The 10,929-nt window shown below is 53.1% G+C and carries 9 protein-coding genes; 4 read left to right on the top strand and 5 right to left on the bottom strand.

Annotated features, from left to right (window positions below):
- Window positions 1-119 precede the first annotated feature (119 nt).
- The 5 genes from AB5202_RS09475 to AB5202_RS09495 all read right to left on the bottom strand — a co-directional run bounded on the left by AB5202_RS09475 (window position 120) and on the right by AB5202_RS09495 (window position 8,411).
- On the bottom strand, window positions 120-1,328 hold the full coding sequence (locus AB5202_RS09475; protein ID WP_368144547.1) for an AAA family ATPase: 1,209 nt from the start codon (window positions 1,326-1,328) through the stop codon (window positions 120-122).
- A gap of 11 nt (window positions 1,329-1,339) precedes the next feature.
- Window positions 1,340-2,185, bottom strand: coding sequence for a hypothetical protein (locus AB5202_RS09480; RefSeq protein WP_368144546.1), 846 nt, complete (start codon window positions 2,183-2,185; stop codon window positions 1,340-1,342).
- 274 nt (window positions 2,186-2,459) lie between these two features.
- Entirely contained in the window at window positions 2,460-4,256 is a 1,797-nt protein-coding gene (locus AB5202_RS09485) for a P-loop NTPase fold protein (RefSeq protein ID WP_368144544.1), read from the bottom strand.
- A 747-nt stretch (window positions 4,257-5,003) separates the two neighbouring features.
- Entirely contained in the window at window positions 5,004-7,310 is a 2,307-nt protein-coding gene (locus AB5202_RS09490) for a S8 family peptidase (RefSeq protein WP_368144543.1), read from the bottom strand.
- A gap of 3 nt (window positions 7,311-7,313) precedes the next feature.
- Complete coding sequence (locus tag AB5202_RS09495) at window positions 7,314-8,411, bottom strand: AAA family ATPase (protein ID WP_368144542.1); 1,098 nt, start codon at window positions 8,409-8,411, stop codon at window positions 7,314-7,316.
- A 293-nt stretch (window positions 8,412-8,704) separates the two neighbouring features.
- Here AB5202_RS09495 and AB5202_RS09500 point away from each other — a divergent pair, with 293 nt between their 5' ends.
- The 4 genes from AB5202_RS09500 (at window position 8,705) to AB5202_RS09515 (ending at window position 10,826) form a co-directional block, all read left to right on the top strand.
- Window positions 8,705-8,905, top strand: a complete 201-nt coding sequence (locus AB5202_RS09500) for a hypothetical protein (protein WP_368144540.1) — start codon at window positions 8,705-8,707, stop codon at window positions 8,903-8,905.
- A gap of 28 nt (window positions 8,906-8,933) precedes the next feature.
- Entirely contained in the window at window positions 8,934-9,104 is a 171-nt protein-coding gene (locus AB5202_RS09505; protein WP_158564989.1) for a hypothetical protein, read from the top strand.
- Window positions 9,105-9,172: 68 nt separating this feature from the next.
- Window positions 9,173-10,147: an IS110 family RNA-guided transposase gene (locus tag AB5202_RS09510; protein ID WP_368144549.1), complete on the top strand. Its 975-nt coding sequence runs from the start codon at window positions 9,173-9,175 to the stop codon at window positions 10,145-10,147.
- Between the two features lie 310 nt (window positions 10,148-10,457).
- Window positions 10,458-10,826 carry a hypothetical protein gene (locus AB5202_RS09515; RefSeq protein ID WP_368144539.1) on the top strand — a complete coding sequence of 123 codons (369 nt, stop codon included), beginning with the start codon at window positions 10,458-10,460 and terminating at the stop codon, window positions 10,824-10,826.
- The last annotated feature ends 103 nt before the right edge of the window (window positions 10,827-10,929 follow it).

Raw genomic sequence — 10,929 nt, forward strand, 5'->3', positions numbered from 1 at the left:
CAACCGTATTCCAGATTCTAGGACGCCGGGCCGACTCGCTTCGGATGGGGCTCTACACCAACTTTCTCGACACTACCAATTTCGTAATGTAGATGCGATGCAATAAGAACATATATTCGTTATGTTTGGGCGTTGATGATGGAGGGCTGCGTCGCGATTGAACTGCTCTTTCGGGCCTTCTCTACGAATTCGCTGATCCAAGATCTTGTTGTGTTCTTGAGGATCCGGATGTTTTCGGTCGCTTCAATGTCGATTTCCATCATTGCCCTGTCGGCGATGTCGTCCGGCAATGTCGGCAAGCCACTGGGAGCAGTCTCCCTGTACTTCTTGGCAAACATGGATACGTATCTTTCGACAAAGAACTTTTTGTCGCTTACGCTTAGCTTGGAGAAGTGGCTCATCAAATTGAAGCGGGAGAGGAGTTCTGCCGGGAAAGTTTCATTGATCTTCCCGAGGGGGCAGTTTGTCGTGAATACGATGATGAACCCGCGGAGATCGTGCTCCATCCCTTGGGAGTCCGTGAACGATCCTGTCTCGAGGAGATCGAGGAAGAAGTTCCAGACGGCGGGTTCAGCTTTCTCGAACTCATCCACCAGGAGAATTCCGGCATCGGACGAGTCGATCTTCTTTCCCAGCTCGCCTTCTTCGCTTCCCATGTATCCTCTCGGGCTGCCAATCAGGGAGTTTAGAGAGTCCTTGCTGCTGTAGTTCCCAAGATTGACTTTAGGGAGGGGCTGGCATGGCGCGATTGCCTCGCAGAGAATCTTGGCGACTTCTGTTTTCCCGACACCCGAAGGGCCAAGAAGGAGCAACGAGAACACCGGCTGCTCGTCGAGCGCGTTGAAGAGCCTGAAGCTGCGCGATCGGGATTCGAAGGAGCGTTTGAATTCGATCTGGCCTATGAGCTCGCTTTCGAGGGTGGTGAGGACCTGTTTGAATTCGAGTTCGTCGAGGGATACGAGTGTTCTCTTTACTCTTTTGTCCTTCTGGGCGTCCTTATCGATCTCGATGTCGCATTCTATAATGTCGTCGAACATGGTTCTCAATTGGTATGCTCCTTCGTTCACGGTTTTATCGTCTCCGATGAAGAGGGTGCCAAAGGGTAGCTGGTGGACGAGGAGCTCGAATTTCGATGCCAGCTGAAGATCGCCCGAGAGTAACCCCACAAGTGATGAAACGTCCACGACGAGCTTTTTCTCGGAGAGGAGCTCGGAGATTTGGTCGCTTCCGTGTAGTTCGAGAAGCGACATCAACTTGAAGCCGCCGTCTCCGAGCTGGTCGATCAGGGCTTTATACTGGGATTTGTTGTATGTGACGAGTTTGCGCATGGCGTTGCCTATCAAGCCTCGAAGGACACTGCCTGAATGACAGCAAGGATGTCTATGTAATAGCCCTGTTCTACCCGATTGCCGCCGCCGGTCATGGCGGTGGGTGACAGGTTCTTTCCGCATATAACAATGTCGTTCTGCGGCGTGCGTTTCGGGTCGTCTGGCTGTTGGAAGTAATCGAGGGGGCTCTTCATCTGGGCCGGGGTGATTTTCCCTTTGCATATCCCGACGATGCCGACCTTTCCGATGAGCAGGTCGTCGATTGTGTACCCGCTTTCGAACATTTCTTCTCCATCGAGGGGAATCTTCGCGTACAGCGGCGTTCTTCTTCTTGCGCGGTTTCCTCTGAGCTTGAAGGCTGCGCCGTCTCCTATGAAGGATTGCATCATGTGGCCGATGTCGAGGTCTCCGGCATCGGGGACGGTGATTCCGTCGAAGGTCCCGCTCATGATCGCCATGATGCCTCGAATCTCCTCCTCATTGATGAGCTCCAGCGAGACATCGCCGATGTATGCGAGGTCGCCTTCTGCAAGCGTTGTTCCGCTTTCGGGGGCTTTGCAATGCTCCATTATGTCGGCGAGCATCCGGCTATTTGTGTTCACGTATTCGAGGGTGTCCACGATCTTCTCTTGTTTTTCGTGCCTGACGCTTCCTTCGAGTTTTGCCCTGAGTTTCGTCAGAAAGGGAGGGTTGAGCTCCGCTTCGGCGTTCAATGATGCTCTCTTTGTCGTCCCGTTCTGGTTTTCCTTGGAGCTTGTAGTCTTGAGTTTGTTGTCCAGGAGCATCCTCGTCTCGAACACCTTCTGCTGATTCATGTAGTAGACGGTGAAGAGGCCTGGTATATTTTTTTCTGGCATAGTTCCTCCGCTCCTTTCCTTTAGCGTGGGGCTGTCGTTGTTTCCGCCCCTCGTTATCCGCTTACCATCCGTTTCACACCATACGTATCATTGCCACTCCGAAAAAGCAATCGGACCCACCATGCAGCCGAGACGGACAGAAGACCGTGAGCAAGCGAAGAAGACGTGACTGGCGCATCCTTCAATCTATGCAACAAATGAAATCAAGCCGGCACCGCGCAAGCGCAAAACAAGACCGCTGGCACTGAAGCGCACGGCAAGTGGAGCATCGGTGCTACTTCTGTACGGGATACCCAAATCGGCTCTCAAGCTCCTCCAGATTTCTCAAGAACAAATGCCTTCTCATTGATCCAGTTTTCGTTTCAACGTTCGTTTCTTCCAGTGCAGTCTTTATCTCAAGTATCCATTCAACTAAATCCGCCGATGGCACCCCACCCGGAATCCAAACGTTATGAAGATGCACAAAGAACTTGCGAAGCGCCTCTTGATTCGCCGCATCTTCTCTACAAAATGACTCGACAATGACTCTCGGACTAGCATTAACCAACACTTTGACATCGCGTTCTGCAGCATCGTTGAGAAGTCGAGCAATCTCCCTGCCCGTCAGTCCCTCCGCTCCCTCAGATATCATCAACTGACTCGACATCTTTTTATTCAGCTCTGTCCGAGCATAACGCTCAAGTTCTTCGGCGAGCGCCCGTCTTTTCCGCCTTTCGTCTGCACTAAATACTGGTCCAGAGAGGAGCTCAGAAGCTTTGTCTAGATCGGCATCGATCACTTTCTTGCAATATTTGATAAAGTCATTTTGCGAAAATGGACATTCCCATTTGAGGTCAGATAGCAGGTAATAAACCTCGAGCACGTCGTGCAAACAATCGACTGAATAATGTGCTCTAGTAACTAAATCATAGTAACGCTGCGCGAGGCCATCTACATTATCGTCATCAAGATCGTAAGCGCACCGCATACTTTTAGCGATCTCCCTAACTTCGAGGGTATCGCGGTTGCTCGGGTACCGTTTCCAAATGTATGTTTTAAACCCTTGTTCGAGATCTTCAATATCTACATCGCCTGAAGGGTCGAATGCCTTACCTATCACGGAGAAATCAGAGTATTGCTCGTAAAGAGACACTCTGCGATCGTATTCCAGCGCCTCCGGACTGAGCCATTCCTCTGGCTTTCCGTTTTGTGGCATGGAAGGTGCGTTCCCCATGGAGGTCAACAAAGCAAAATGGACTGCGTCCCGTAGAGCGTAAAACCGGTTTTGAAGTGCAATTCCTGTATTTTGAAGCACCTCAAGGCTGCAAATTCTTCTGATTAGCTCATGAGCACGAATCATTGCCCGAGCATTTACGCATCCGCTGGCCTCTACCCCCGCAAGTATGGCGCTATGCATATCAAGGTCTTCCGATGGGCGGCAATCTCCCATGAGAATTTCTTTGGCCAATGCAGACGGGCACGGCTTGAAAGGATAGACTTTCCAAATTAGCTTTTCGCGTACGTCCCTATCGAACTCTCGCATCGATTGCACATCACTTCCTTCCCAGGCATTTGAAACCAGCATGACCTTCAATCCAAGTCTTTCGACAAGATCGTTCATCGTTCCGAATAGCGCCAAATCGTCGCTATGTTTAGAACGCCTCTCCACATCATCGAATACAAGAAAGTGCTTCTTTTTGAGCATTAGGCAGGCAACGGATTGTATCCCGACGGCGAGATTCACCGATAATCCCGTTCTTTTAATTAAAGCCCCCGAAATACCGTTGAGGGCGCCCCCTATAGTTTTGGCAGCAGCTTGCGCCTTCATACCTTTATCGCTAAGGTGTACAAGCGCCATCACAATACGTTCGTATAGATCATCAGCAGTGGCAATTCCGAACATGGAAACGCGGACAAGGTTGTATTCGCCCTTTTCGAGATACTCGTTGAGTTTCCCTTCGATGAATCGGGTCTTTCCCGATCCCCAATCTCCCTCAAGTGCAATTGCATATTGATTGTCCTTATCCTTGAGATAGGAATCAATATGATCGATGAGCTGATCAGCAGGCTCTTTTGACCGGCATGTCTCCATTATTCCCTCCTGCATCAACTTAGAGCGAAAGATTTCTTTCACTGCGCTATATCAACCCGCAACCGAGGTCGCCCCGTTCACAACAATGATGGCATAAGCTTGATTGAAAGCTGGCGGTCGAACCATGCTCAGTCCACGTTATGTGTTTTGAGGCGACGCCGATGCGAAAGTCCGACCCATGGACTCAGGAATCTCGACTATAGATGCGCCCAACTCCAAAGACAACTTCGAAGTTCTAGATTTAGCTACAGCTTTACTGCCACTTACAGTACCTAAGCCAGCATCAGCTCCTACCCGTTGCCAAGGCACGCTTCGTGCCATCTGGATTGTTCTGAAAAGAAAACGCTTCTTGCGGGCGCGTAGAGGTTCTTAGTGTCAATGTGTATCAGCCTACCGTGGAGCTCGTGCCAGTGCGGCATGGAACGGCATACCAAAACTGATGCAATAATCAGCGAATAATCACAAGACCGGAATGGGGCCATGGCGACCTTCTTCAAAGGAGAAGGCCGCCATGGCAAGTCGAAATTCAACTCAGGGATTACTGAGCTCTTCGGAGAGAGTTCACATTCCGAAGACCTAAAGTATCAGTTCGTTAATGTGACCCTTAGAAACTTTCAAGAGTTGTTCAACGCGGTAGACAGATTGCTCGACGAGAGAGGCATCGTTCTGTCTGCCTAATATTATCCTATTGCTTTGTATGTAGCAGGACGGCCATCAGGCAATTATGCACGATGGCCGTCCATTCTATTAACTCCGTGCCTCAAGACGCGGCTCAATCCTGAGCTTGATTGGCTGCAAGTTGCGATACTCCTGGAGCGTACTGTTGTAAAGACTGCCATTGTAGCCTGGAGCATCGACCGTCACGACCGCATAGTAACGAGTGAGCGCATCGGGATCGTTATTATTACGGAATAAGGATTGGAGCGTCAGCTTCGGGTCATACAATGAGCTTGATTTCATGCGCTGTGTCCTGCTAATGACACTGTCCCACTTCATATCGTTGGCTCGTAACTCTGACTCTTCCCAGTACTTCTTTGCAGGCTTGCTCACCGGCAAGGTTGATGAGGTGTAGCCCTGCAGTTCAAGTTCAGCTGCCTTGATACGCCCCTCCTCGGTGGCGAGATTCACCGTATGCCTATAGCTTGTACCTTTGAGCGAGTACGTGTATTTGTTGGCATGAGGAATGAGGGTATCTACTATGCAGCTTGAGGTGTATGCATCCGAATCATTGGGATTCGTTTCGCAGACTGCAACGATGGTCCAGCTGATTGTGATAAGCCCCTTCGCCGACTCGATGCCGGGGGCAAATATCGGCAGCGAGACAAGCTGCTTAGGTCTGAGCATGCCTTGATATAGCGTGGTGACGCGGTTGTCGTCACAGCTCAGACAACTCGATGGATCATCTGGAGCAATGCCGAAACCGTACTCTTCTCGAACAAAGCTATCACTGTGCTTCGAATTGTGGAGGACCAGAGCCCGGGCGAGATGCTGTGAGATATCCTCGCTTCGCGACATCATTCTGCCAAGCTTGTGGACGAGTAAAGGAGATGCAAAGCTGGTACCCGCGCTTGCGCCTAAAGCATTTCCGCTTGAGGCAACCACCACGAATGGCTTGTTGATGTCCCCTCCATACTCAAGGAGGTCGGGCTTGATTTTGGCACCCTCTCTTCCCGGACCAACACAGCTATACGGAGCGCGTGCCTTCGTACCATCAGGCAATATACAAAACGCGCCAACTCCGATGCCGTTGACCAGATCCGCTGGTGACTGCACACGATTATCTGGGCTTGGCAAATCGCCGTCATTACCGGCCGCAATGCAAAAGAGGGGCGGCTCGGCATCGCGGTTGTACGACAGCACATCAAGCGCATAAGTGAAGCGGCTGATGTCATCGTCGAGAATGGGGCCAGCGGGGCCAAATGAGAGATTATACAGTTGGATGTCAGGATTATGCCCGACTACGTACTCGATAGCGTCGATCGATTCGTAGAGGTCAATGTCGATGGGATCGCTCGGTGGCAGCACTCGAAAGCTCTCAACCTTCACCTCGGGCGCAGGAAGGACGTCACTAGCTCCCTTACCAGAAAGCTCGCCATGCAGCACGGCTCCGCATACACCCGTTCCATGGTCGATGCCGTCTTGGTCGGGCAGCGATGCAACGGCATCATGCGCATTGACATAGCCGGAGAGGAGCGGGACATTGGGATTGCATCCACCATCGAAGACGCCGACGGTCACAGGTGGGACATTCTGGGCCGCAGCAACCTGCGGTGCTGGTGCGCTCATCGCGCTCCGTATCGGCTCGAAGGCGATTCTTCCCATCGGGTGAACCGTGCGCAGCGGGTTGATTCTCGCTGCTGCCATAGTAGCTTCCCTGCTCAACTGTGCGGCGATGAATGTAACGCCGTCTTTGTATGACCGTACCTCGATTTCGTCACGACCGAGTCCTGCTGCCTTGCAGAACAGGTCTACGGCATCCTCGGCGCTTTCTTGGAGCGGATGAAGCACGGCTTCGACCAGGCCCTCTTTCCATTCCGCATCGAAGCCAAGTATCTTTTCGCCCGGCTCAAGCAGGTCGAAGGAACGGATGGACATTACCTCGTTGCGCCATGCGTCCGATTCGTTTGACCCGGTGCGAAGCGCGTTTTCAAAATCGGCAAGACCCTTTGAGGTCGTGCGCAGGAAGTAGAGCTTTGCGAACTCGAGCTGCTCTCCTGCATCTTCGTCATTACTGTTCTTCTGAGGTTGCACGTTGCCTGTCTTGTATCTCCTGCCGCCGATGACTTGCAACTCGTCCGAAGAGGTGAGCACCGACGAGGGTGCATAGGACTTTGCTTCGAACTTGGGCTCCATACGTAAACAGACCACCTTTTCCTCGAGGTAGGAATCAGGGTCGGTCTGCATCTGCCTGGACACAGCGCCGATATTAGCAAGGAGGCGGTTCCTAGCCTCTTCGTACTCGTGTGGCCGTGGCTTGGAACCTCCACCGGTTTTCTTCTGAACTGGCTGAGCATATGATTCGCCGTGAGCAAGGATTGGCAGCGGGTCGGACATGGCTTATGCCTCCTTCATGTAGCGGGAGACCGTCGAGGCGCCGACTCCGACGATCCGCGCAATGTCTCGCACGGTAAGGGCTGGGTTAATTTCTCTGAGTTTTATGCACGCCTCACTCTTCTCCTGCTTCGTTTGAGGTTTGCATTTGGAGTACAGCTCGCTCAGAGAAATGATCTCTATGCTCTCGCCCGGATTCATCACTGATTGGCGCTTAATGTGCTCGCAAAGCTTGCAAATGTCTGCGGCGCTCATGCCCGCGCTCTTCTCGACCATGAGGACGAGCATCTCTTGCGAGAGCGTGAAGCGGTCGCTGGGCAAGTGTCTCTCGAAGAGTCGCATGCGTTCGTTCTCCTCGGGAAGCGGCACCTCTATAACTCTGTCGAAGCGCCGCCAAATCGCCCTATCCAACAACTCCGGATGATTTGTAGCTGCAAGCACGATGCTGCCCTTAGGGCATGTCTCGATTTCTTTGAGAAGAACGTTCACTAGGCGCTTCAATTCGCCGAGGTCACCCTCGTCATCACGCCGCTTCGCAATTGCGTCGAACTCGTCCAGGAAGAGCACCGCAGGCTGTGCGCGGACATAGTCGAAGACGCTCTTGATGTTTTGTCCGGATCGACCGAGATAGCTGGATATCGAAGTTGCGAGGTCGAGCGTTATGAGCGGAAGAGCGAGCTTGTATGCAAGCCAGTTGGCCGCGTATGTCTTACCCACGCCCGGAGCGCCAATGAAGAGGATACTGTTCGAGGGTTCGATCCCATCCTCGAAAAACCGCTGAATCAGACCTCTTTCCTTGAGAAAGTCAGCAAGCTCTTTTGTGGTTGCAGCATCAAGAATGGGGTCCGGTAGCTCGATTGGCTCTATGAACTCTACGAGAGAGAAGCGGGTCTCTCGGTCGATCGGTAGCGGGTTTATCTCGGCTGCACGGGTAGCCTCGCTTCTCATGTCAGATGCTGCAAGCGCCCCAGCGATCTCCGAAGCGAGATCAGGACGATCACGTCTCAGCTTGCGGGACACCGTGAGCGAGACTGACTCTACGAGTCTTCTGTCATTCTCTAAACAGGCTCTCACCAGCCTAGGTATGTAGTCTATTGCCTCCATATACCATTTCCTCTCTATTGCGGAAATTTGGAACATGCTTAGGATAGCAGATTTACAGCTGCTACCTTATAGATTGTGCTAAAGCTTTGAGCTCTTCGAAAGTGGCACAATACTAAATGTGATTTAGTTCGAGCTGACTACGCTCTTGTGACAGAGAAATACCCTGCTCCTAACATGCATTCGGGCGGGCTCCTGCCTGCGTGATTCACGAAAGTGGTTCCCATGAAGGAGGACACCGATGTGGGCAGGCGACGGAGACGCAGCAGCACCCGCAAGGGTAAACAGACGAACAAGTGCAGCATGCGGAAGAAGAAGTTGCCGCCACCGACGATGGCCCCGACGAGTTCAAGGTCCTTCTCGCCAATCAAGAGGTACGTATCAAGGAGCTTGAGGGCCAGATGGCCGAGGCCGCCAAGACCGCAGAGGCAGCCGATGCCCTACGCGGCGTGATCGAGCAGGTGAAGGCCCGGGCGGCAGACGAGCGCGCAGAGTAGGAGCTGCGGCTGGCAGGCCGTACGCAATGTGAAGGCGGCCAAGGCGCTGCCGGACGGCCACGACGGCGACGCCTCTGTGTTCAAGGAGGTGAAGCCTTGGCTGTTCTATGGCGGCAAGGCTGGCGGTGTCCAGGGCGGCACGACCGGGCTTTCCAACGCGGGGGTGGCAACCGACGAGAAGCGGCTCAACAAGCACTAGCGCGAGGTCGCCTTACTCGTGGAATAGGGAGGATTCAACATGGCTGACAACAGCATTGTCAGTGCCGACTGAATTTACCCACATGGGGCTACAAACAACTTGCGGAGGAAATCGGCGACCCGTCGGGCTGCGTGGCGGTAGGCATGGAGGGGACGACGTCGTATGGCGCCGGTCTATGCTCCTACCTCATGGAACGCGGCTATGACGTCTTCGAAGTACTTCGCCCCAAGAGGGAAAAGAGGCGAGTCGGAGAGGGCAAAACCGATGGCATCGACGCCGAGCACGCCGCCCGCGCGGTGGCTGCCGGAAAGGGCATAGTGCCGAAGTCCCACAACGAGTGGGTTGAGGGCCTGCGCGCCCTCACGGTGGCGAGATCCATACACGTCAACACCATGACCAGCGTATCCAACGCCATAGGCTCCCTCTTGGTGTCGGCCCCGGAGCGGGTCAGGACCAAATACCGGCCGCTCAAGGGAGCGAGCCTGTACAGGAAACTGGGGTCTTGCCGCCCGAATGCGGAAGACGACGTCGCCGGGCCGCTGCTTGCGTCCCTGAGGGCGCTCGCCAGGACCTGGCTGGAGCTCGATGAGAAAGCAGGCCAATTGGAGGGCGCCATGCATCGGCTCATCGAGGCCAATGCGCCAGCCCTCCTGCAGGTGAAGGGGTGCGGCACCGTCAACGCCGCGGAACTCGCGATCGCCGCGGGCGACAACCCGGAGCGCATCCCGAGCGAGGCAAGCTTCGCTTCGATCTGCGGCGTGTCCCCCATTCCCGCCTCCAGCGGAAAGACCGACAGGCACAGGCTCAACCGCGGCGGGAACAGGCAGGCCAATAAAGCTCTCCACATGATTGCCGTAAGCAGGATGAGCGGGGACGAGAGAACGCTCGCCTACATGGCAAAGCGCAAGTCCGACGGCAAGACGGAGCGAGAGGCCATGCGCTGCCTAAAGAGATTCATAGCCAGGGAGGTTTACTCGACGTTGCGGCACCCCATGAGGCTGAAGTACGCCCGGGGCGAGGAACTTGTGTTAGCGTCGGAATAATTTAGCCAAATATAGTCGGTCGAGATTGACCAATCCCGGCCGACTATATTTGGCTAAAATAATCCGACGCTAACAGATATGCGAAAAACCGCTATAGGCGGAAGCGTGATCGTCAAATGTGCACGACACACTTCCCCGCTGCCACCACGCTGATGGTGTTAACTCAGCAGCGCTAGGAGGACCATGAAAGAGAACGTGAGACACAGTATGAGGCCCGACAGGTCTTCCACCAGCAAAAAACCGATGTTTCAAAAATAGTCACCTTAACAGCTATAATTAAATGAGATAGACGCAACCGAAAGGCGCAGATATGGACCTTCCCACTCTTATTGAAGCTTGTTTTAATGGATTGGCAAAAGGCGGGGCAAGTGCGCTAGGTTCAGGCTTGTGGGTATTAACCCAAAGGCTCATTTGCGGTCTTACGTCAAAATTTGTCACAGCCGATGACGTGTCTGAAGCAGATGTTTTGATCGAACTATCAGATCCAAATCAAATGATCAAAAAGATGGATGAATTTAGGCGCGATCCGGAATTAGACCGTCTCATAAATGCGTGGGAACGTATGGCCACCGTATTTGCCAATAACGAGCTCGATATCGACGTTAACTCAACGAATAGCAACATCGTTATCGGAAATACCGGGTCAAGCATCAACATATCGCAAAAGGTAGTTAGATAGTAACGAAAGCAGCGTCAATGAGCACCCCCCCCCCGAGCAATATTAAATTCCTTGATTCTCATTTTCATTGCAACAGCCTCAGGACTCAGCGCAACGCGTTGCG

It is taken from the genome of Collinsella aerofaciens, from assembly GCF_040915545.1.
Lineage (GTDB): Bacteria > Actinomycetota > Coriobacteriia > Coriobacteriales > Coriobacteriaceae > Collinsella > Collinsella aerofaciens_BE.